Below are 22449 nucleotides of genomic sequence, written 5' to 3'. Positions count from 1 at the left end.
GTTTTCCGCCCCCAAAAACCCCCCCCCCCCCCCCCCCCCCCCCCAAAAACCCGCCCCGCCCCGGAGGGTTTCGCCGGATTTGGGCCTGCTGCGGTGTTGAAAATCGCTTGCTTAGCCCACTAAGCGGCGCGCTTTTCTCCTTGCATCAGGCCCAAATCCGATGAAACGCGATCCGGAAATAAAATGTCAACAGAGCCTAGAGTTGGCCCCTTCCCTGCAAGGTAGCCAGCCTGAGCGCCAGCTTTTGTTCAAGATTGGCCAATTGCGTTTGCAGACTCCGCCGTTCCACCTCGTCGGCACAATCCGCCAGCTGCTGGGCCAGCTCGGACCGCTCACGCAGCATTTCCACCTCTGGCGGAACAAACCCCGCCTCTTTGAGAATCTTGAAAGGCATACGCAGGGCTTCCGGCGTCTCCTGCCATCCGGCCGCATCCTGCAAGGGTTTACCAAAGCTCGCCGCCTGACGTAATTCTCCCGATGCCTCCGCCGCACGCAGATGCCGGCCGATTTCATCTTCTATTAATTGCGGTTTCATGACAGCTACTCCATATGGACAATCAATAAGGTGAGACCACTGCAATCGAGATGGATGTTTATGGAGAGATCTGGGCGCTGAAATAAAATACAAGCTTACACAGTCAGGTATTGCCAGGCTCTGCCAGATACTGCCAATCAGAACGCCCCCCCAAAGCCATCCCCGACAACAATAAAGTTCAAAAGCGTTTCGTTTCCTGATTCACTTTTTCGGCAACGCCACGCAAATGAAAGAATTACCCAGCCCAAATCAATCCAGAGCCCATGAAAAGCAAGGCACTTAAAATACCGGCTTATCAGAATAATTAGCAAATACCGCTCAATATGAATATTTCAATGCGCACAACACCTCCTCTGTGCCAGACCCAAATAAAATTCATTTGGATTTGCCACACCACCCAAGATCTGCACAAATATAGGCAATAATAGTCAGGGAGTTAGACTCCCATCCTGATTCCCAAACTCGTACCACCAGCATTTGTTTCTGAAAAACTTCCCTTGCTATTGGCGCAACACGATTCACGCACCATTCCAGCATTCACAGTCACCATCGAAGCCCCACCCCAACTGACAGCTTTACTTTCTGTTTAAACGCCTTACATTTTGACAATTTTGATTACTGCATCTGCAGTATTTAAATGAAAATCCAATTCAGGCAAGAGGCAGACCCTCACGCTATTTGCGCCAAGCTGCTTGTAACCTGCGGACAGCCACACTTGCTGGTCACGAGCTTCCGTGCGACGTTGCAGCCAATCAAGGCCACAACCTCCCCATTGCCAGCAATGAGCCAACATATATTTTTCAGCCCGGAAGTGGACTTCCCGCTCCCTTTCAAACGCCAGGCACTCGCCCTCACTTACGCCGAATGGCCTACCGCCTTCTCAGGCCCACCCAATGACGACGAGCCACTGAATGCCCCAGAGAGGGAACCGCACTGTATCGCCTGGATTGAAAATGGGGAGGTTCTCAGCTACACCGGCGTGCAATTCATAACGCTCAGCCACGACGGCAAGCAGTACCGTGCAGCAGGCATCAGCGGCATGCTGACTGCGCCACAGGCACGTCACCGGGGGCTAGGATTGAAAGTGCTGAGAAAAGCTGCGCAGCTGATGCAATCGCAAGCGGCAGATATCAGCGTGTTTACCTGCGACCCTCCTCTGGCCGTCTTTTATGCCGCCGGAGGATGGGAAGTCTTGGGTAATACCCCGCTGATCGGCGGTAGCCGCGAGAGGCCGATGCGTAGTGACGACTTTGGCAAGCTCAGTCTGATACGTTGCTTTACCGACCACGGCGAAAGCATCCGTCCCAATCTTGACGGGCAGGCTATCTGGCTGGATTTAGGGGAACGACAGCTCTGGTAAACCGGCAACCGGGGCCTCCTCGGCAAAGGGGCCCCGGCTACACCTTATAGGCGCGATTGACGTTTTGTTTTCAAGAACGCGGCCGGAAGCAAAATGTCCGCAGCGCCTAGCGCTTTAGCGTGCCCACATTGCAACACGCCCCAGCAATCGCACCAGATCTGCCTGGCGATTGGTACTGGTTTTGATGAAAAGCTCGCGCAGATGGGCTTTCACCGTAGAGTGGGAGATGCCCATGGTTTCCGCACAGGCCGCCAGGGTATGCCCCTGCAGCAGAGCCGAGGCCAAGCGGCATTGCGCAGGAGTGAGGTCGTACAATTCGACCAGCGCACCGACGTCCGGCGCCGGTAAATCTGCCAGATCATCAATCGCAACCATGGCCAAGCCTGCGAGCCGGCCATCGGTGGCACCCAGCGGCGACAAACGCAGCAGATACTCGGCCCGGCAAGACAGCCGGCTGACCCGCAACATTCGTGGTTGGCTGAGTCTGGCCAGCGTGTCGGTCAACAAGTCCGCCGAGGCCCTGGTTAATACCAACTCACCCGCATGGTCAGCCAGGCCATCGTTATTGCCAAGCAGACTTCGAGCCGCCCGATTGCCCCACAAGATCTTGGCATCCTGATCAATCACCAGCACCGGCATGCGCATTTGATCAACAACTGCGGCGGTTGCATCGGCCTTGGTGGCCAATGCCTGGATCATTGCGACCCCGATCCGTTCGACACCATCCGTTGAAATCTGCATGGCGTGCCGAAAGTCTTCTGGCAGCACCCGACTTCTGCGTCGCCGGTCGGGGTTATGGCTGATTACCACTTCCGATAGTTCTTGCATCATCTTCCCAATTCTCCGTTTGGCCAATTCTGATTTTAAGTAACTGTTTTATATGACTTTTAAAGCACTGCAAAAGCGTAACTCCACTACACCTTCACAATAAGCGAACCGCAACAGATTGCCGTTATGTTCGACAGAATCTGTATTTTTCCGCCCGATGCCAGCAACATTTTTTTTGACTGTCAGAACAAATGACTGCTGCCCGCACACCCATCAAAACGACCGACCGATAAGCGTTTTCACCTATTGACAGCATACTTTACCGCATACTTTGCCAATCATCCTAGAGCTGGTCATCTGCGCATCGTAGACGACTTCTTCGCGCAACACACCTGGTCCGACCAATAGACATTCAAGTTGGCTGAATAATATCGCTTTCCTATCCATTCGGACGATGCCAGCAACCGCTTTCACCCCATACGATCCGCGCCTGTCACATTACATTCGCAAACAACAGACAGCCCCGATCATGCACCCAAAACGCTTACTAGTTCCTTTCTGCTTGTTGCTTGCCACCGCTAATTGCTGGGCCCTCGAAGATCTGGGCCGGGGCGAGGCTTGGGAAGGCGCCAGTTCTCGCGTCAGCATGGCGATTATTGGCCAGCAGGGGGATGCCAATCAGGCAGTGCTTGATCAGACCGGCAAAGGACATCTCGCCGTCAGCCGGCAGGAGGGCAGCAACAACCAGGCCAATCTGCGCCAGCAAGGGCAAGAGGCTCAGCTGGAGGTATTGCAACAAGGCGCTAACAACCAGGCCCAGATCAGCCAGACCGGTCGTGCATCCGCTGTCTCGCTGGTTCAGGTAGGCAGCAACAATCAGGCCGTGGTGTCGCTGACTGCCAATGGTCAGCGGGTTGGCGTTGGTCAGTATGGCGACGGTGGCCGGGTCAAGGTCACCCAGCGTTGAGTTGGTGTGGTTTCCTGCCAAGACGGTCACCCAAGCATCGTAGTTTCATCCGCCCGGACACGTTGCAAGAAGTCCGGCAAACGTATCACCCCGGTACAGTCTTCGCGGCCGATGCTGACATCAGCCAGGGATTTGTACGGGTAACAGCCGTCAACAGCCGTATTTCGGTTTTGAGTTTCGCGCCAGCAGTCCACACGGTTCTGTTGACGCAATATCACCACCCAGAGGAGAAACACCATGCGTTTGATGCTTACCCCCGTAGCAGCCACTTTGGCCGCCGTATTTGCTTTGCCGGTTCTGGCAGACAGCACCGTGGTCGATCAGACCGGTACCGAGAACGTCATTTCGACGTACCAGGGTGCCAATGCTGGCCGTAACAGCATTGCTTCCGTTCAGAACGGCAACGAGAACAGCCTGTATCACTCGATCCTGAAGGGTGTAGCTCAGCGCAATTCGGAAAACGTGGCGATTACCACCGAGCAGATCGGCAACAAGAACGAAGCCATCGCCCAGCAAGACGGCGCCAAGGCTTCCAGCCTGAACCTGCAACAAAAGGGCAACAGCAACACCGCTCTGAGCCTGCAGTACGACAGCACCAACACCGCCAACGACGCCCGTCAGTTTGGTGACTTCAACCAGGTCAAGGCTCTGCAAACCGACACATCCGGCTCGCGTCTGGCCGTACATCAGGGTTACTACAACGGCGCAGCCACCATGTCGTCGCGCAACTATGCTGTTGCCACTCAAGACACGGTAACAGGCGGTCACCTCGTGTTGCAGCAAGTCGGCCAGTCCAACTCCGCCACGCTGGGCCAGGTCAACTCGGTGGACAACTACCTGACCACTCAGCAGTACGGTAACAACAACGAACTGACATCCCGCCAGGAAGAAACCAATGGCAGCACCATCCAGGTTCTGCAAGGTGGTCTGACCGAGCTGGGCCGTGGCGCCGACGACAGCCGTGTAACTGCCTACCAAGGTTCCGTAGGTGGCAGCCGTATGCTGATCAGCCAGTCCGGCACTTTCGGTTCAATCGATGCCAGCCAGCAAGAAGTCAAGGCCAGCGCGATGGAAGTCACCCAGAATGGTGACAGCAGCTCGGTAGTTGCCCTGCAGACCGCTGTTACCAACAGCGGCGTGTTCGTGACCCAAGGCAATGCCAAGGCTGGTGAAGTTGCAAACGGTGGTTTTGTCAACATCAAGCAAAGCAATGGCGACAAGCTGGGCGTATGGGTTAACCAGTCTGGCGATGACTCCGAAGCGCTGGTTACCCAGACCGGTAACAACCAGGAAATCCGCATCGCTCAGTCTGGTAACATGAACCAGGCTGAAACCATCCAGTCCGGCAGCAACAACGTGATCGCCATCAAGCAAGTAGGTTGGGGCGGCAGCGCCAACTACGCTGGCGTTCTGCAGTCTGGCACTGGCTACGTTGCCAGCGTGACTCAGGTAGGTGCCGGTAACGCAGCACTGGTTTACCAGCGCTAATGGCCATGCGGGTTCGCAGTGCATTCCTGGCCTTGAGTCTTGCCCTTGGCATCAGTGCTGCCGCCAAGGATGAGCTGCCACCCGCAGAAATCGGCAATCTGCTGCTCGACCGCACTTTCAGTGCGGCGGGCAGCGCCTTTGCCCGTGAATTTTTTTTGCGCTGGAATGCGCTGGATGTATCGGGCAAGTTTTTTTTGACCATCGTAGAAAAGCCGGAACGACGAGGCGGCACTCGCGCCTGGGTCGAACTCGATGGTGAAGCGATTGTAGTGATACCCTTATCGCCCGGCCGCCCGGCGCCGGCACAGGCCGCCGTCGAAGCCGCCTTTGCCCGAGCTCTCGAACGGTCCTTGAGTGGACCCGTCGATTCGCTGGATGTCGCTCTACCTCTCGACCAGAAGATTGAATAATGAATAAGTTGTCCAGCCTGCCCTGCCTGTTGCTCGGCGCCTGCCTCAGCCTTAACGCCCAAGCTGGCGAGCTGGTCTATACCCCGGTCAACCCCAACTTTGGGGGCAGCCCGCTCAATGGCAGCTATCTGCTGGGCGTGGCACAAGCGCAAAACCGCTTCAAAGAACCGATTACCGAAAAGTCCCAGCTTGAGCAGTTTCAGGACACCCTGCAACGCACCCTGCTTAACCGCATTGCCAGCGCTCTGACCTCCAATGTCGTCGATAAGAATGGCAAGCTGGTTCCGGGCGAGTTCGATACCGCAAGCTTCCACCTGTCGATCATCGACATGGGGCATGGCATTCTCAAGATCATCACCACCGACAAAACCACTGGTGTCAGCACTGAATTCGAGGTAGGCAGTCCATGAAATCTTGCCTGTCTCTCGGCGCGGCCCTGATATCGGCCGGCCTGTTGTCTGCTTGCGGCATCACCCAACCGGTTGCCCCGGATACCCCACCCACGCCCGTTCCCCTGCGTAACCGCACTATTGAAGAGCTACCGCCACCCAAAGGTAAAGTGCTGGTCTCGGTCTACGCTTTTCGCGACCAGACCGGTCAGTTCAAACCCGCACCGGATAGCTCCTACTCAACTGCTGTCACCCAAGGCGCAACAGCGTGGTTGATGAAATCGCTGACCGATTCCGGCTGGTTTGCCCCGGTCGAGCGTGAAAACCTGCAGAACCTGCTCACTGAACGCAAGATCTGGCGCGCGACGGAAACCGAGAAAGACAAGAGCGCCCCACCAACACTGCCCCCGCTAACACCCGCACCCATCGTGATCGAAGGCTCGGTAACCAGCTATGAAAGCAATGTCCGCACTGGCGGCGCCGGGGCGCGTTTTCTGGGTATTGGCGCATCCGGCCAATATCGGGTCGATCAGGTAACCGTTGCCCTGCGTGCGGTGGATGTCCGTAGCGGCCAGATCCTTGCCAACGTGATTTCGGCCAAGACCATCTGGTCACGTCAGCTTAGTGCCAATGTGTTCCGCTATGTTTCGCTACAACGTCTGCTGGAGATGGAAGCTGGCTATACCCGCAACGAGCCGACTCAACTCTGCGTCAAAGAAGCTATCGACGCTGCGGTGAAAATGCTGGTTGCCAAGGGCGTCAAAGAGAAACTGTGGTTCCCGGCCGATCCGAAAGACCCGAAGATGGCAGTGCTTGATCGCTATGGCGAAGATGAAATGGAAATCCCCCCTGCCCACGTTGAAGAAGCTCTCAATAGAGTGAAAGACGGCGGCAGCTGACGCTGGTTGCGGGCGCAAACAATGGCCCGCAGCTGTCTCTTCCCCTTTCAGGCGCAACTGGGCCTTGCCGCTTGCGCCAATTTTTTCGGCCCCTCCACTCACCATTTCCTTCTTTGGCGAGTTCTGAAACGCCCTCAGCCCGATTTGCGCAATTGAAAAAAGTCGCCTAGCGTGTTGGCTTTATTTCTTCTCGCAAACAGCATCATGCATACCCCCTACACCCTCGCTGGTCTGCTCACCGAGCTTGCCGCCGGCGCACGTCCGAAATATCTGCTGTTCTGGGGTCATACGCCAAAGCGGGCAGGCGTGGTCGATCAGAGCTGTCTAAGCCAGTGGTTTCCTGCTGTGTTTAATATAGATGGCATTCGCTACCCCACCGCCGAGCATTACATGATGGCGCAGAAGGCCACTTTGTTTGGCGACCTCACTGCCAGAGAGAAGATCCTGCTCGCCAGAACGCCTGCCGAGGCCAAACAGCTCGGACGGACCGTGGCAGGCTTTGATCATGCCGCGTGGGAGGCTCAGCGTAGCGCTATTGTGGAAGCAGGCAACTTTGCGAAGTTTGGTCAGAACCCGGAGCTTCGGCAGTTCCTGCTTGGCACAGGTAAACGGACTCTGGTGGAAGCCAGCCCGGTTGACCGTATCTGGGGAATCGGCCTGGCTGCGGATGACCCTCATGCAGAACATCCAGCCAAGTGGCGTGGGCTCAATCTGCTGGGGTTTGCGTTGATGGCCGTGCGAGACCAACTAGGGGAAGCAGCATGAGTGAAAGCAAGATGGGCGTTGCCTTTGTCTCCGGCGGAAGCAAGGGCATCGGGCTGGCAGTGGTACAGGGCCTGCAGCGGCGGGGCTATCAAGTCATTACCTGTGGCCGCAGCCGCGAAAACTGGCAGCAGGCACTCGACCACTCGCCCGAGCTGGCCGATGTCGAATTCCACGCCATCGACCTGCTGCAACCCCAAGCGATTACAGAATTGTTCGCGCAGATTCGTAGTTGCCACGGCAAGCTGGACGTCGCCGTCAACAACGCTTCGCCAGCCATTGCTTCTGCTGGCGCCTTCAACGGCGTGCCGGCCGAAGCGCTGCTGAATACGCTGATGGCAGACCTTTGGGTGCCGACGCAGTGCCTGCAGCAGGAACTGCAACTGATGACGACCGGTGCAGCCATCGTCAATATCAGCTCAGTCAACGGTTTACGCCCGACACCTGGCGCCGCCATGTACAGCACTGCCAAGCATGGGCTGGAAGGGCTGACCCGCTCGGTAGCGCTCGAAGCCATTGAACACGGCATCCGCATCAACGCTGTTGCGCCCGGTGCCACCTGGACACCACGCAGTCAGCAACGCATGGCTGGCAACAGCGCGCTCAAAGCCCAAACCGAGCAAGCCATCCCGATCAAACGTCTGGCACAGGCCGAAGAAATCGCCGCAGCAGTACTCTGGTTACTGTCCGATCAAGCCAGCTATGTCGTCGGACACACGCTGGTAGTAGATGGCGGACTGGCCCTGCGCTAACCCAACGTGGCGGGCTCTCCACCGCCACACCCTTCGACGCACACAACCCTTGCCGCAAAGCACAGCCAGTCGTGGCGGGAAAAGAGTCCTCTGCCCAACCTTGCCAGCTGGAGTTTGCCCCCGACGCTGTCTACCCTTCATAGGGGGCACTCGCCAAGGCTTGGTTGCGGCAATCAGCCGACTCGGCGAGCAATCGGCCTGTTGTGATTCTGAACGGCGCTTGGGGTAGGCGATGAAAGTTTTGTGGGCAGCACTGTTTGGGCTGGCAGCCGCTTTGCCTCAAGCGGCAACCGCTGCGCCGGTTCGCGCCTGTGGCGCAGAAGTCGAATTCCCACCCTTTCTCTTCAATCAGCAACCCGGCAACCTGATCAGCAGTACCGGCATCGTCGTCGATCTGCTCCAGCTGACCATGCAACAAGCCGGCCTGCCTGACGCCCAAATCGAACGCCTGCCCTGGCTGCGCTGCCTGAAACTGGTGGAAAGCGGTATCGTCGATATTGCCTTGAACGTCCCCACCGCCCAGATCGACCCCAAGCCCTACTACATCAGCGAGCCTTACTCCGAAGTCCACAGCATCTATTACTACTCAACCAGCAAACGCCCGGCAGGCCTGCATATCAAAGATCTGGAAGACCTCAAGCACCTTCGCATCTGCGGCCTGATGGGGAATCGCTACGAAAGCTATGGCATCGACTCCTCGAAGGTCGATACGGGCGCAACCACTTACGCGGCAATGGTTGGCAAATTGAATATGGGGTTTTGCGATGTCATCGTCGAAAAGCAGGAAATCATCGACAGCCTGATGTCGCGTGACAAAGAGCTGGCAGCCCTGTTTGGTGCAAACAATCTGGCACGAAAGCCCCTGCCCGAAGAATTGCCACTGGGTCTGCACTTCGCCATCAGCCGACGTTCAAGCAAGGCGCAGATGCTGCTCAATCAGCTCAACATCACCATCAGTAACGGTAGAAAAAGTAACCTCATCGAGCAGATACACAATAGCTATCTGAGCAAACCCAAGAAGTAAGACCCGTCCTGCGCACGACTCACACCCAATCCGTTTGGATTATTTTTTTTTGATTATTCAGATACAAGCCCTGCTTTTTGTTACCAACCCGGTAATCGACATTAGCCATACAAAGGAAATCATCATGAGTGATCGCTTTAACGACCTGATCGAGTCACTGGCCACCACACTGGGGTTGGACAATGCGCAAGGACTGAGTAGCCCGGTAGTGCTCACCATTGAGGACATGCCGCTGACCATTGCCTACGACGCACGCAGTGGCGGTGACGACATCCTGCTTTATGCGAGCCTTGGCACCGTCCCTGAAGCGCAGGAGCTGACGGTTTACCGCGCCATGCTCGAAGGCAACCTGCTGTGGTCGGCCACGGCGGATGCCACCCTCGGCGTCAACTCGGCAACCCGTGAAGGCATGATTGCCTACCGACTGCCCATGGATAAGCTGGACGGAGAAGGACTCTCGAAGCTCATAGCCCATTTCAGTGAAGTCGCCCTGGGCTGGCGTGATTTCGTGAGCAATGCAGGCCGCGCTGACCAAGCCGCAGACGATGCCTCGTCCGGCCAGCCGGCCCGCTTTGCTTGATGAAGGGAGCGGATCATGACTATCAGCCCGTCCTCCCACCTCCCCATCCAAGGCCTATCCCTGCCTGGCCAGGAAACCAGCACCCAACTCGTAAAGCCCTCCAGCGGGCCTGACACCCCACCGCTAAGCGAGGCCCGCGACAGCAGTGCCTTATCCGGTCGCAGAGTCTCGCTGCGCCAGGGTGCTCCAAGTAGCGCACCGACAGCACTGCAGCAGGAATGCCGGCAGCGGCTGGAAAACCAGCAGTCCGGCACCATCGGCAAGTGGTTGAAGCGTGGCCTTGCCGCCGTCACAGGCATCGTTGTCGCCGTCGGAACCGCCGTCACTGCCGGCCTTTCGGCCGTGCTATATCTGCCTGCCATGGGCATCGCCAAACTGCACGATGCCTTCAGCAGCGCATTGACCCAAGCCAAGCAGCAAGCCAATGCCATGCGCAGTCAACTTGGGCAGACCCTCCCTAACGCCCAAGGGGTACTGGAGAAACGGGTTCAGGTAAAAGGCACCGATGGCAATTCCCGTGCGGCGGATGTCGGCAGCCTGATGGAGGAATACCGGGCCCGGCTCGGCGCCAACGTCAACCATGCCGACATGGTGACTTACATCAATATGGGACAGCGTATCGTCGAAGCGATCAAGGCCAAACCCGACTACAACGGGGGCGATATTACGGTCGATGGCATCACCGTGAAGCCCAATCTGGAAACCACCCGGGCCATCTCCTGGTATATGCAGGCGAAAGCGGTCGCCGACAATGCGGCACCCGACCGCGAGCCGGCCTTCGTCAATCGCGGCAGCATGCTGATGGAAGACCCCGGCGGCAAACTGTTCAAGTTTCTCAATAGTGCTCCCAACACCTATGGCAGAGCCTCGACGCACTTCAATGAGCGCAGCGCTTCGCCAGTCGCAGGGCCACTCAACACCGGCGCCGCCGGCATGCTGGCCGGACTCACCGGCAATCAGGGCGCGCAGCGCGGCATTGAAGATTACGATAGCCGCATGCCGTCAGGAAAAGGTTGCCTGCTGTTTGACAAGCTCGATTCCGTGCCTGCCGGTGGCGAACCCCGGCTGTTCATGAAATGGGAGTCGGTAGGCACCCCGACCGTGTTCGGGGGCGGTACCCATGCCGATGCCGAGAGTGGTTGGTCCGGCAAAGTACATGGCCGCCTCGCCTCGGTGTTCCGCTGCATTGGCCATAGCGTCAATTTCATCACCTCGCGCTTCGAGTCTGGAGATCATAACTGGGCCGTCAGACGGGAAGCCGTGGACAAAGGCACGCCCAAAGCGCTGCTACAGCATTACACGGAAGTGTTGCACCTGGCCGCCAAAGACTTCGATCAAGGTGAAGACTGGGCCAAGGTGCATGCCCACGATGCGAAGAAATTCGGCATCGCCCTGATGGCGGACAAGCTGACTCAGCTCAAGCAGCAATACGAATACTGGCTGACCCAGCCAGAGTTATTCAAGGAAGATCGCCCGGCCTGGTCAGCCAATCTGCAACAGGTAAACAAGGTACTAGGCGAGCTGACGCAACTGAGCCATGAGCTGGGTGCTGATCTGGGGCTGGAGCGTCGGGGTGCCGAAGTTCACGTTCGGCTGTAGGGAAGAGTCTCGCGCATTCTGAAACCCCAGCCTCTCGCCTGCGGTTTTCAGCAATAGACAATTCGATTTTGTCCAACAAACAACAGGCACTGCAAAGTGCCTGTTTTGCATGGATGTCACAAAGTCTATGTCTGAATAATCAATCAGTTATTCAAATGAAACGAACAAACGTTGACAGGCCGGATATTTGACTAGAGTCTATGCTCTCTTCACTCTACCAGGGCCGACAATGCGCACCCTCCTGCAGCATGACAACGCCTCATACAGCAGCCTGAACAATGCCCGCCCCACCTTGGTCGAGCTGGCGGAAGACATGCTCGATAATCTGCTCGATCAGGTTTTCAATGGTGGTGAAAAGTCTTTGCGCTCGCCACTGAGCAAACTGCAGCAACTCAGCCCGGCCATCGAGCGCTTGCCAGCCGGCACCGGCCCCAGCCGTCAACTCCTGCAGTTGATGGCCGCGCTGGAGCATGAGGAAGCAGTCAATGGCGGTTGGTACTCGGCCGATGCACGCGACCTGGTATGCGATGTGGTCGATGAGATGGAACGCCTGCTGAATTGACTTCTCCGGCCGGTTGACGCACCACCTTCACTGGCCGTGGAGGGCCAAGTGCGGGCAAGCGGCCATGCCCCCATCACCCCTGCAATGCCCGACCCGGCTGCAGGGTCATCGCCTGCAGGGTGTGACGCAGGGTCGCCGTCAGGGCCACCAGCCCTGCTATCAGCAAAGCCACCAGCACTGGCCACAGGCCGATAGGTGCCCTCGCGGTAAACCCCACCAGATAGCTTTCGATTGCAAACAGCGCCAAAGGCAGCCCCAAACTCGCCCCGGCCAGCAGCAGCACGCCAAATTCCCGCACCATCAGCAGTAGAATCTGGCCCCGGCCCGCACCATACAACTTACGGATCACGATTTCCCGCTCACGGCGGCGCACGCTGTATGCCGCCAGGGCATACAAGCCATAGCCAGCGATCAAGGTCGCAATGCCTCCTGCCACCATCAGCACTTTCGCCATTTGCAGATCGGTCTGATAACGGCCGGTGATAATCTCGTCCAGCCAGGCGACATAAGGCTTTTCATCGGGAAAATACTGGCGCCACAGCTGATGGATCGCCGCCTTGGCCGCCTGCCGATCTCCGCTGACCCGTAAAGTCAGCGTTCCGAGCAGCTCGGGCACTGCGCGATAGACAATCGCTGCCGCCGGCTCGCGTAATGAGTCATGTCGGATGTCGGGAATCACCCCGACAACCACCAGATCGACGCCATCGCCATCCTGAATATGGCGGCCGACCGCTTCGGCAGCCGAGCGAAAACCCAGGAGTGCCAGCGCACGCTGATTCAGCACCACATTCGGATTATCCTTGACCACCTGATCCCGACTGGCATCGAACACCCGTCCGGCCAGCGGCTTGATGCCATAAGTGGTGAAGAACTCGGTATCCACCATTTCAACTTGAATATTCAGGTTTTTGCCGGTTCCTGGCTGAATCAGGCTGCGGTGTACATGCGTCCAGGCACGCCCTGGTGCATCTGCGCTGCGCGCCACGGCGGCTATGCCGGGGATACGCCGCAACGCCCGCTGTATGGACTCCTGAGCAGAGAACGGCGTGCCTTCTGCCAGATCGATTACCAGCAGCGGGTGGCTATCAAAACCGGGATCCATGCGGCTGGCAAAGCGGGTTTGCAAGAAAACCACCACCGCCAGTGCCGACAACCCGACCGCTGCCGCAAACTGCACAACCGTCAGCCCCCGTCGCAGCCACAATCCATTCCGGCTTTCCTGTCGATCCCGGCCTGCCAGCGCCTGGGCGACGGCAACCTGACTGGCCAGCCAGGCGGGGTAAAGCCCAGACAGCCCGCCCACCAGCAGTGCGAACAACAGAGCACCGACGACCATCGGCGCATCCAGCAGGGTGTCGAGCTTCACATTCATCAGCTCTGCCAATACTGGCCAGACGAGCCAAGCAAGGAGCATCCCGAATAGCGTCGCCAGCACCGCTACCAGACAGGACTCCAGCAGAAACTGCACAATGATCTGACCCGGCGCGGCCCCCAGCACCTTGCGGATGCCGATTTCCCGCTGCCGGCGTAGCGTACGGACCGTGCTGAGGTTGACGTAATTGATTCCCGCCAGCAGCACAATCAGCCCCGCCAAGAGCAGCAGTCCGGTCAACATCACCCGATTTCCCTCGGAATCGGCACCGTCCAAGGCCAGACGCGGTACCGGAATCAACCGGATCAGGCCCGGATGACCATCGATAAACGTGTCCGGCGAGGTCTGCTCACGACGCGGCGAGACATCGAACGCCGCCTGCAAGGTTCTGCCAACCTGCCCGAAGTCTGCCCCCGGCAGCAATCTGACCAAAATCCGTCCGGCGTGATGCCCCCAGTCATCCATCGCCTCCTGCCGGTTTGCCCACGCCGAAGAACCGAGCGAGGCCAGCAAGTCATACTGGAAATGGCTATTGGCGGGGCGAGTCGGCATCACGGCCACGACTTGCAGAGTATGGCCTTGCACCCGTACCACCTTGCCCAATGGCGACTGCCGGCCAAATAGCTTCTCGGCGGCGCGGCTGCTCAGGGCCACGGCATCGGGTTGCGACAAGGCCCGCGACACATCGCCGGTCAGGGGCTGGATGCCCAGCACGGCGGGTAGCGTCTGGTCGGCAAACGCCATGCGCAGGCCCAGCACCTGATCCCCCACGCGCACCGAGAGATCTCGGGTATAAAACCGCACGGCTTGTACCGGCGCACCGCTACGCTCAATCGCCTCCTTGAACGGCATCATCATGGCGGCCGTCCATTTGCGGCCTTCCCCTGTACCACCGTATTTCACCTCGACCCGCGCCAGACGATCCGGCGCCAGCAAATCGTCATCCGATGTACTGTTCTGCCGGACATAAGCCGTCAGAAGCAGTGCAATCGCCATGGCGATCGCCAGCCCCAGCACCACCACCGCCGAGTAGGCCGGGTCTTGCCAGAGCTGGCGCACTGTCATGCGTAAATCTGTCGGTGACATGCTTATTCTCCCTCCTCATCCAACCGGTGCTGACCGGTTCCAGTCAACGTTCAGACAGCCAGCGCATCCACCAGAATCTTGCCGTCGAGCAGACGCAAGGTGCGGGCCGCCTGTGCCGCATGGGCTGGCGAGTGCGTCACCATGACCAGCGTGGTCCCCTCCCGATTGAGATCTCGCAGGATGCGCATCACCTCATCGCCATGCGCGCTATCGAGATTGCCGGTCGGTTCATCGGCCAGCAGCAGCGCGGGGCGCGACACAATGGCGCGTGCAATCGCCACCCTTTGCTGCTGGCCGCCAGACAGCTGCGAGGGCCGATGCCCGGCACGGTGGCTGATACCCAGGCGGTGCATGGCTTCGTCAACCCGCTGTTTTCGCTCACGGACCGGTACATCACCGTATTCCAGCGCCAGGCCGATATTTTCTGCGACGCTCAGGTCATCGATCAGATTGAAGCTCTGAAAGATGAAACCGATGCGACCGCGTCTGAGCAGATTCAGGCGAGACTCACTCCAGCCCGCAACGTTATGACCATCAAACCAGTATTCGCCGCAACTTGGCGGATCAAGCAGCCCCAGAATCCCCAGCAGCGTGGACTTTCCACAACCAGATGGCCCGGTAATGGCAAGGTATTCCCCCGGTTCGATTTCCAGATCAATCTGATGCAGCGCGGTGGTCTCGATATCGCCACTGCGATGAAACTTGCTGATATTGCGTAGCTTGAGCATGGCTGACTCGCTAGATGAGAGGTGATGTATTTCCGAATTTCTGCATTCCGCAATGCGGTTGGCTCAACTCGCTTTGGGTGGCGCGGGTACGGCAGGCTGAGTACTGATAAGGTGTTTCAGCCACTGCCGGGCCCTGGCATCAAATGGTCGTTCCTGGCCATTGATGCGATAGCGCAGCACGCCGCCACGCACTGACAACTCGTAATGGTCCTCCCCCTGTTGCTGGCTGATCTCCAGCCAACCACCCTTGCCGGTCTGCACCGGAATCGGCTGATCCCACTGAAAGCGCACTTCTCCCGCTTGTCGGATCTGGCTCTGTGTGGACTGCTGGCTGGCGACCCAGCCCAGAGCCATTACGATAGAAACCGGGGGCATATCCATGATTACTGCTGGCATGATTGATTCTCCATGAAAGATTGTGGTTCCAGGTTCTGTTGACGTTGGGTTTACTGTCGTGCCGGACCGCGTTTTGGGGCGGGGCTATACCCGCAAGGAGTAGGCCGTGGCCGGTAAGGGGCTAAAGCCCCAAACCATCACGCACCGCAGGATGAGCACTGTTTAGCCGCCTAAATCAGCGAACCCTGACAACGTCCCGCCCCAAAAATCGACCCGGTCCGCAGGAATTCAGCGGGTCAGGCGCAGCCGCTGCGCATCCTGGAAATGGCGATAGCTCGACACGATTACCTTCTCTCCGGCCATCAAGCCGGACAGCACTTCGATCTGGCCTGCCGCCCGACGCCCAAACTTCACTGCACGACGCTCGGCCCGCTGCCCATCGGCGCTCAGCACAAATATCCAGGTGCCTCCGGTATCGGCATAAAAATTGTTGTCCGGCACCAGCAGCGCAGAGTGGGCTTGCCCCAGCGTCAGGCGGCCATCCAGCCCCAACCCTGGCTTCAGCCCCCCAGCCGGCGGAGGTTGATCGAAAACCAGCTCAAGGCTGAACCGCCCGTCCTTGATCTGCGGATTCAGGCGACTGACCGTCAACACCATCGACTGCCCAGCCAGCAATACCGTAGCTTTCAACCCTGGCTGCAGACGATTCAGATAAAACTCATCAACATTTGCCGTGAGCTTGAATTGATCAGGCGAATCGATCCGCCCCAGCCTATCGCCCGGCTTGATCGACTCCCCCAGTTGCAGACGAAAATCCGTCAGACGGCCGTCTGCGGTGGCCTGTACAGCCAGACCTGCTGCAGTGGTCTGGACCAGCTTCAACCCGGCAGACAGACCAGCAATCGCCCGCTCCATCTGCGCAATCGCCTGCCGCCGGGTCGTTATTTCAGCCTGCATGGCCAGTGTGGCCTGGTCGAGCTGATGTTGCTGGTCGGCCAATCTGTCGTAGGACTCTTCAAGCGCTGCCGCCGATAGAAAGCCCTGCGTCGCCAGCTGCTGGTTGCGCTGATGGGCCTTGCGCTGCCGATCCAGCGCATAGCCCAGATCATTCAGCCGTCGCAGGTGCTCAGCCCGGCTCGATTCCAGACCGACCTTCAGCCCGGCCAGATTGGCCACCTGTTGGGCCACATCCGCAGCACGCGCCAGCACTTCCTGCTCACGCTGCGGGTTGGACAGGCGAAACAGCAAATCCCCGCGCTTGACCAAGGCGCCGTCACGAACCAGCACCGCTTCGACCCGGCCCCCTTCGGTGGCATCAAGCATGACTGAGGCCAGGGGCTGTACCGTTGCCCGAACAGTCAGCTCATCACGAAATTGCCCTTGCACCACCGGGGCGACCTCCAACTCCGTCAGATTGATGGCGACACCCTGCGGCATCGCCAGCCAGAGCAGGCCACCGGCCAGACCACTGGCCAGCATTGCTGCGCCAAGCTTCAGCCAGCGCAGACCGGGCCGGGATGGAAGTCGCCGGTCCATGCCAGCCCCACTGGCGGGAATAGCGGAAGACGGAAAGGGGTGAGAGTCTGGCGCGTTCATTAGCGAGTCACTTTGAGTCACGATGCCATCGCTATGGCAAACACCGTGCCAGCCAGCTTGATCTTTTCAGATCAACAACTTGCATTCCCACCGGTTGCGCGATGACCTGTCCGCTGTCCGGAACCGGACAACGGACAGTGTCCGGTTCCGGACAGCTGGATTGACCAGAGACAAGGTACTGCTAGTCTTGGCAGACCTTTGCTCACCACGACGCCATGACTGCCCCTGCCATTCTGATTCTTGACGATGACCCCGACGTCGCCTGCGCAGCGCGCTTGCTGCTTCGCCGCCGCTTCGGCGAGGTGCATGAACTGCATCACCCGCGTCAGCTGTTTGATCGTCTCGACGAGCTGCAGCCTGCGGTGCTGCTGCTCGATCTCAACTTCACCCCCGGACGGGCCGATGGCGAAGAAGGGCTTGCCCTGCTGCGACAACTATCTTTACGCCCGCAACGCCCAGCGGTGATCGTGATGACAGCGTATGCCGACGTGCCGCTGGCCGTGGAAGCGGTCAAGCTTGGCGCATTCGACTTTGTTACCAAGCCTTGGGACAACCCGAAGCTGATCGCGACTGTCGGCGCCGCCCTGGCCTTGGCGCAGCCGGCAAAGAGCCCGGCCGACCACGCCCTGCTTGGCGAATCCGCTCCGATGAATGCACTACGCCAGCTGATCAGTAGCGTGGCACCCACTGACGCCAGCGTACTGATCCTTGGTGAGAACGGCGTAGGCAAGGAGCTGGTCGCCCGTGCCTTGCACCAGGCATCCCACCGGGCGGCCCAGACGTTGCTGGCGGTGGACATGGGCGCCTTACCTGCCTCGACATTTGAAAGTGAGCTGTTCGGCCACAAGAAAGGCAGCTTCACCGATGCACGCAGTGACCGTCAGGGACGGTTCCAGGCAGCCCAGGGCGGTACCCTGTTTCTGGATGAAATCGGCAACATGCCCCTTGCAGGTCAAGCCAAACTGCTGACGGCGCTGGAACGACGGGAAGTCACACCGATTGGCGCGGATCGGCCAGAGCCGATTGATGTACGGATCATCAGCGCAACCAATCTGGCTGAAGCCCAGCTCTTCGACCCCGCCTACTTCCGCGCGGATCTGCTGTATCGCCTGAACACTATCGTGCTGCGCGTGCCCCCTCTGCGTGACCGGCGCGAGGATATTCCCTTACTGCTCAATCACTATCTGGGCCAGTACGCCGCCCAGTATGGCAAGCCGGGAAAGGCCGTCAGCACGGCCGCCCTCATGGCCCTGCACACCTTTGACTGGCCGGGCAATGTACGCAGCCTGCGCCACGCCTGCGAACGGGCCGTCATACTCGGCAATCTTCCGCAGTATGAGGTCATCGACTTTGGCTTGCCGATCATCCATGCGAGTCCCGGTTCGCAGCCCGCCCCATCGGCTAACGGCGATGATCTGCGCCTCGCCATGCGCGAGAAGGACGCCATCCACACGGCTTTGCAACAAGCCGAAGGCAATATCAGCGAGGCCGCAAGACGACTAGGCATCAGCCGCGCTGCGCTGTACCGGAAATTGGAAAAGCATGGGCTCTGATCACAAGCAGCAAACCCGGCGACTGCGCCTTCAGCTGCTCGTGGCCACCCTTGGCATGATGGCTGCAAGCGTCCTCCTCAGCCACAGTCAGGACTCGCTACGACTGCTGGTCTCGGGCGGGCTTATCGGCCTGACCAGCTTATGGGCAGGAGGGTATGCGTTACTACGCTTGCAGGCTCCCAGAATGGTGGAACGCTCCAGCCCGGCGGCGCCGGTAACCGAACTGCAGCAATCCCGACTTCTGCAGCTGGAAAGCCGACTCGAACACGCACCGGTTGCCTTGTGGCAGCTCAGCAATGGCACACCCGCCCCGCTCAATGCGGCAGCCTACAAGCTGCTGGCACCCGGCCGCGCCAACTCGCCGGACGTTCTGCTGAACCTGATCGCCCAGACACCGGGCAACCAACGCCATCTGATTTCGTTTGAAAGTGAACGAGGCACCGAGCGGGCCATCCTGGCCGCGACTGAATTGGTGATCGCCGGCCAGCCCGAGACACTGCTGGCCCTGATGCCTATCGAATCGGAACTGGAAACGGAAACGCTGACAGCCTGGCAGCAACTCGTGCATGTGTTGACGCATGAAATCATGAACTCACTCACGCCAATTGCCTCGCTCTCGCGCACCGCGCAGGAGCTGGCAACGGAATGCCAGGGCCCCGCCACCGAAGATCTGGACACCGCGCTGGAAGCGATCGCCCGCCGCGCCAGCCAGCTGGCCGACTTTATTGCCGGCTACCGTAGCGTGAGCCAATTACCGGCACCCATTTTGCAGCCCGTTGCCCTGACCCCGCTATTTGGCCGCCTGGCGGTCCTGGTTCAGGCCGACTGGCAACAACGGCAGGGCAGCGCCACTTTCACCGTGCAGCCGGCCACGCTGGAACTGCAGGCAGACCCAGGCCAGCTGGAACAAGCCCTGCTTAATCTATTGAAGAACGCCGCTGACGCGACGCGCCACTTGCCCAATCCGGCGGTCGAGGTGTCCGCACGCCTGATTCGGGGTGGCCGGCTGTTGATAGAGATCATCGACAATGGGCCAGGCGTACCCGCCGGCCTGGAGTCGCGCATTTTCACGCCCTTCTTCAGTACGAAAACAGGTGGTCTCGGGGTGGGCCTTGCGCTGGTGCGCAATCAAATTCATGGCATGGGAGGCACCGTTCGCTATGCCAAGCGTGCAGCAGGCGGTGCCTGCTTTGTGCTGGCATTTTGAATTGCAACCATCAGCAGCAAAACCTATCCATTCGGATAACTCAATTCGATTTAATGCTTGATGGATGATTGCCATATGCCAGCCAACGCAAAGCGGCAATCCATATTTGTGCGGTCAGGAAAGAATGACGCAAACGTCCTATAAACAAGATCATTTACGGGAATATTTACACGCCAAACCCCTTGATCCAGTCATTTTTATGACAGCCCTACTCCCAGCAATGTCTTTTAAACAGCTGATCTGATAGGATAATAAGCTTTTCCAACGTTCACGCCGTGCCATTGCCGAGGGCCTATTGCCTGAGCCACGGGCAATCGAGACATCTCACACCCAAAATCAATACCCTATTGCGCGAAATGACTCTGCGATTTGCTATTTCCAATTGGGCAGCCTGGGCTCCCGGATTAACCGACCAAGCTGCATGGCAGCACTGGCTCCGGCACCCCAGCCAGCCCGAAGCCGAGGCCGGACAACCAACCTTGAGCGAAATGCCCGCCATGATGCGTCGCCGTGTTGAACGTCTTGGCCGGATTGCCTTGCAAGCCAGCTACTGGGGACTGGCTGAACAGCCATCCTGCCCGGTTGTCTTCGCCTCGCGCTTTGGTGACATCAGCCGTTCGGTCGATTTACTGCAGCAACTGGCTCAGGGCGAGACGCTTTCACCAACGGCTTTCAGCATGTCCGTTCATAACGCCATCGGCGCGCTGTTTTCGATTGCCCGTGCCGATCCAACCAGCTATACGGCCATCGCAGCCGGAGAAGAAACCGTCGAAGCCGCCTTTACCGAAGCGATTGGCCAGCTGGCAGACGGCGCGGAAGCCGTGTTGGTGGTGTATTACGATGAGCCACTACCCGCTCCGCACCAGCACTTTCTACCCAATCTGCCTGACAACTTCCCGCGTGCCTGGGCTTGCAGGCTGGAACACGCGGCCTCTGGCGGCATCAGCCTGGAGTGCGCTCCGCATACCGACGCAACACCGCCCGCCTCACGAACGGCAGATATCGAAATCCTGCATTTCCTGCTCAGCGAATCGACAGCGCACCTGCATATAGCCGGCAAACGACAGTGGCGGTGGCAAAAACATGCGTGAACGTCTTGATCGTGGCTGGCGGGTCATCGCAACAGCTATAGCCTTCTCGACATTCGGCCTCGGAGGCTTGGTGCTGCGCTTGGCCTACTTTCCACTCTTGCAGCTGCTGGTGAGGCAACGCGAGGCCCAGACGCGCAAAGCCAGACTGGCTGTGCATTACACCTTCAAGCTGTTCATCGAACTGATGCGGGTACTGGGCATCCTGCGGTATGAAATTCGGGGAATCGAGAAACTGCAGCGTCCTGGCTTGCTGATTCTCGCCAACCATCCCACACTTATCGACGTTGTATTCTTGATTTCTCTGGTACCGGACGCCGATTGCGTCGTTAAAGCCAGCCTGGCCCGCAATCCCTTCACACGCGGACCAGTACGTGCCACCAACTATATTTGCAACGACTCTGGTGCAGGTTTGATTGAAGACTGCATTGCGTCAATCCAGACCGGTCATAATCTGATCATCTTTCCGGAGGGCACGCGCACCCCGGTCAATGGGCCAATGAAGCTGCAGCGCGGGGCTGCCAATATTGCAACGCGCGGCCCGTGCAACATCACTCCGGTAACCATTCGCTGCGAGCCCCTTAGCCTGACCAAGGGACTACCCTGGTGGAAGGTGCCGCCACGCCGCATGCAGTTCACCATAGAAGTTAAAGACGATATCGCTGTCCAGCCCTTTCTGGACCAGAGCCAGAACGAGCCAGCCCTGGCAGCCCGCCAGCTGACCGACTACCTACACAATTATTTTTCGACGGAGAACCAAGCCCATGCAGGCGCTTGAACTGGAAATCAAAAACCTCGTCATCGAATCACTCAATCTCGAAGACATCACCCCTGACGACATTGATAGCAATGCCGCGCTATTTGTAGAGGGGCTAGGACTGGATTCGATTGATGCGCTGGAACTTGGGCTGGCACTGCAAAAGCGCTACGGTGTTGCCATGTCTGCCGACTCGGAAGAAACACGCCGGCATTTTGCTAGTGTTCGCACGCTGGCCGAATTCGTCACCGCACATCGCACTAAATAAAGCAGGCCACAGAGCCCGCGTAAGACACATCCGATACCTGCCAGCTGCATTGGCACTGTCTGGCACGGAGTATTTATTTTTTGCCTCACCTGCCAGGGGAAGATCATGACCAAACAGGAAATGTTTGATCGCCTGAGTGCGATCCTGCAAGAAACCTTCGACATCGACGCTGACCGCATCAAGCCCGAATCCAGGCTGTATGAAGATCTCGACATCGACAGCATTGATGCGGTGGATTTAATCGTCAAACTCAAGCCGATTGCCGGCAAACGTCTGCAACCGGATGCTTTCAAATCGGTTCGCACCTTGCAGGACGTTGTAGACGCCCTGTACGGACTCATGAACGATCCCGCCGTCTGAGCG

At 58.5% G+C, this 22449-nt stretch carries 24 protein-coding genes; 18 read left to right on the top strand and 6 right to left on the bottom strand.

Going from position 1 to position 22449, the window contains the following annotated elements; all coding sequences use genetic code 11:
- Positions 1–196 precede the first annotated feature (196 nt).
- Positions 197–535, bottom strand: a complete 339-nt coding sequence (locus PZA18_RS12910) for a DnaJ family domain-containing protein (protein WP_284101261.1) — start codon at positions 533–535, stop codon at positions 197–199.
- A 781-nt stretch (positions 536–1316) separates the two neighbouring features.
- Here PZA18_RS12910 and PZA18_RS12905 point away from each other — a divergent pair.
- On the top strand, positions 1317–1895 hold the full coding sequence (locus PZA18_RS12905) for a GNAT family N-acetyltransferase (protein WP_284101260.1): 579 nt from the start codon (positions 1317–1319) through the stop codon (positions 1893–1895).
- Between the two features lie 114 nt (positions 1896–2009).
- Here the strand turns inward: PZA18_RS12905 and PZA18_RS12900 are convergent, their stop codons facing one another.
- Positions 2010–2726, bottom strand: coding sequence for a helix-turn-helix transcriptional regulator (locus tag PZA18_RS12900; RefSeq protein WP_284101259.1), 717 nt, complete (start codon positions 2724–2726; stop codon positions 2010–2012).
- A gap of 466 nt (positions 2727–3192) precedes the next feature.
- On the opposite strand from PZA18_RS12900, the gene PZA18_RS12895 reads away from it, so the two are divergent.
- The 11 genes from PZA18_RS12895 to PZA18_RS12845 all read left to right on the top strand — a co-directional run bounded on the left by PZA18_RS12895 (position 3193) and on the right by PZA18_RS12845 (position 12095).
- Positions 3193–3630 carry a hypothetical protein gene (locus PZA18_RS12895; protein WP_284101258.1) on the top strand — a complete coding sequence of 146 codons (438 nt, stop codon included), beginning with the start codon at positions 3193–3195 and terminating at the stop codon, positions 3628–3630.
- Between the two features lie 237 nt (positions 3631–3867).
- Positions 3868–5118 (top strand): hypothetical protein, encoded by a 1251-nt coding sequence (locus PZA18_RS12890; RefSeq protein WP_284101257.1) that lies wholly within the window; start codon positions 3868–3870, stop codon positions 5116–5118.
- Between the two features lie 5 nt (positions 5119–5123).
- Positions 5124–5528, top strand: a complete 405-nt coding sequence (locus tag PZA18_RS12885; RefSeq protein ID WP_284101256.1) for a CsgE family curli-type amyloid fiber assembly protein — start codon at positions 5124–5126, stop codon at positions 5526–5528.
- On the top strand, positions 5528–5938 hold the full coding sequence (locus tag PZA18_RS12880) for a curli assembly protein CsgF (protein ID WP_284101255.1): 411 nt from the start codon (positions 5528–5530) through the stop codon (positions 5936–5938). The genes PZA18_RS12885 and PZA18_RS12880 overlap by 1 nt, the downstream gene beginning before the upstream one ends.
- Entirely contained in the window at positions 5935–6816 is an 882-nt protein-coding gene (locus PZA18_RS12875) for a CsgG/HfaB family protein (protein WP_284101254.1), read from the top strand. Before PZA18_RS12880 ends, PZA18_RS12875 begins: the two co-directional genes overlap by 4 nt.
- Positions 6817–7020: 204 nt before the next feature.
- Positions 7021–7581 (top strand): NADAR family protein, encoded by a 561-nt coding sequence (locus tag PZA18_RS12870; RefSeq protein WP_284101253.1) that lies wholly within the window; start codon positions 7021–7023, stop codon positions 7579–7581.
- On the top strand, positions 7578–8330 hold the full coding sequence (locus PZA18_RS12865) for an SDR family NAD(P)-dependent oxidoreductase (RefSeq protein ID WP_284101252.1): 753 nt from the start codon (positions 7578–7580) through the stop codon (positions 8328–8330). The genes PZA18_RS12870 and PZA18_RS12865 overlap by 4 nt, the downstream gene beginning before the upstream one ends.
- Before the next feature lie 232 nt (positions 8331–8562).
- A complete protein-coding gene (locus tag PZA18_RS12860) occupies positions 8563–9354 on the top strand; it encodes a substrate-binding periplasmic protein (protein WP_284101251.1) in 792 nt (263 codons plus the stop codon).
- Between the two features lie 124 nt (positions 9355–9478).
- Positions 9479–9934 (top strand): CesT family type III secretion system chaperone, encoded by a 456-nt coding sequence (locus PZA18_RS12855; protein ID WP_284101250.1) that lies wholly within the window; start codon positions 9479–9481, stop codon positions 9932–9934.
- Positions 9935–9949: 15 nt separating this feature from the next.
- On the top strand, positions 9950–11533 hold the full coding sequence (locus tag PZA18_RS12850; RefSeq protein ID WP_284101249.1) for a hypothetical protein: 1584 nt from the start codon (positions 9950–9952) through the stop codon (positions 11531–11533).
- Between the two features lie 229 nt (positions 11534–11762).
- Entirely contained in the window at positions 11763–12095 is a 333-nt protein-coding gene (locus PZA18_RS12845; RefSeq protein WP_284101248.1) for a hypothetical protein, read from the top strand.
- Positions 12096–12168: 73 nt separating this feature from the next.
- Here the strand turns inward: PZA18_RS12845 and PZA18_RS12840 are convergent, their stop codons facing one another.
- The 4 genes from PZA18_RS12840 to PZA18_RS12825 all read right to left on the bottom strand — a co-directional run bounded on the left by PZA18_RS12840 (position 12169) and on the right by PZA18_RS12825 (position 17213).
- Positions 12169–14553, bottom strand: coding sequence for an ABC transporter permease (locus PZA18_RS12840; RefSeq protein ID WP_284101247.1), 2385 nt, complete (start codon positions 14551–14553; stop codon positions 12169–12171).
- A 50-nt stretch (positions 14554–14603) separates the two neighbouring features.
- On the bottom strand, positions 14604–15281 hold the full coding sequence (locus PZA18_RS12835) for an ABC transporter ATP-binding protein (RefSeq protein ID WP_284101246.1): 678 nt from the start codon (positions 15279–15281) through the stop codon (positions 14604–14606).
- Positions 15282–15344: 63 nt separating this feature from the next.
- Positions 15345–15677 (bottom strand): hypothetical protein, encoded by a 333-nt coding sequence (locus PZA18_RS12830; protein ID WP_284101245.1) that lies wholly within the window; start codon positions 15675–15677, stop codon positions 15345–15347.
- A gap of 228 nt (positions 15678–15905) precedes the next feature.
- On the bottom strand, positions 15906–17213 hold the full coding sequence (locus PZA18_RS12825) for an efflux RND transporter periplasmic adaptor subunit (RefSeq protein ID WP_284101244.1): 1308 nt from the start codon (positions 17211–17213) through the stop codon (positions 15906–15908).
- A 215-nt stretch (positions 17214–17428) separates the two neighbouring features.
- Between PZA18_RS12825 and PZA18_RS12820 the strand changes: the two genes are divergently transcribed.
- The 6 genes from PZA18_RS12820 (at position 17429) to PZA18_RS12795 (ending at position 22446) form a co-directional block, all read left to right on the top strand.
- Positions 17429–18766 carry a sigma-54-dependent transcriptional regulator gene (locus tag PZA18_RS12820; RefSeq protein WP_284101243.1) on the top strand — a complete coding sequence of 446 codons (1338 nt, stop codon included), beginning with the start codon at positions 17429–17431 and terminating at the stop codon, positions 18764–18766.
- Positions 18756–19973 carry a sensor histidine kinase gene (locus tag PZA18_RS12815; protein WP_284101242.1) on the top strand — a complete coding sequence of 406 codons (1218 nt, stop codon included), beginning with the start codon at positions 18756–18758 and terminating at the stop codon, positions 19971–19973. The genes PZA18_RS12820 and PZA18_RS12815 overlap by 11 nt, the downstream gene beginning before the upstream one ends.
- A 356-nt stretch (positions 19974–20329) precedes the next feature.
- Complete coding sequence (locus tag PZA18_RS12810) at positions 20330–21064, top strand: beta-ketoacyl synthase chain length factor (RefSeq protein WP_308447380.1); 735 nt, start codon at positions 20330–20332, stop codon at positions 21062–21064.
- Positions 21057–21839 carry a lysophospholipid acyltransferase family protein gene (locus PZA18_RS12805; protein WP_284101240.1) on the top strand — a complete coding sequence of 261 codons (783 nt, stop codon included), beginning with the start codon at positions 21057–21059 and terminating at the stop codon, positions 21837–21839. The genes PZA18_RS12810 and PZA18_RS12805 overlap by 8 nt, the downstream gene beginning before the upstream one ends.
- Positions 21826–22086, top strand: coding sequence for a phosphopantetheine-binding protein (locus tag PZA18_RS12800; protein WP_284101239.1), 261 nt, complete (start codon positions 21826–21828; stop codon positions 22084–22086). The genes PZA18_RS12805 and PZA18_RS12800 overlap by 14 nt, the downstream gene beginning before the upstream one ends.
- Before the next feature lie 105 nt (positions 22087–22191).
- On the top strand, positions 22192–22446 hold the full coding sequence (locus PZA18_RS12795; protein ID WP_284101238.1) for an acyl carrier protein: 255 nt from the start codon (positions 22192–22194) through the stop codon (positions 22444–22446).
- Positions 22447–22449: the final 3 nt, after the last annotated feature.

This window comes from Parachitinimonas caeni, assembly GCF_030129945.1.
Taxonomy (GTDB): domain Bacteria; phylum Pseudomonadota; class Gammaproteobacteria; order Burkholderiales; family Chitinimonadaceae; genus Parachitinimonas; species Parachitinimonas caeni.
Note: the sequence above shows the minus strand (reverse complement) of the source record. Positions and strands in the feature narration are given on the sequence as shown.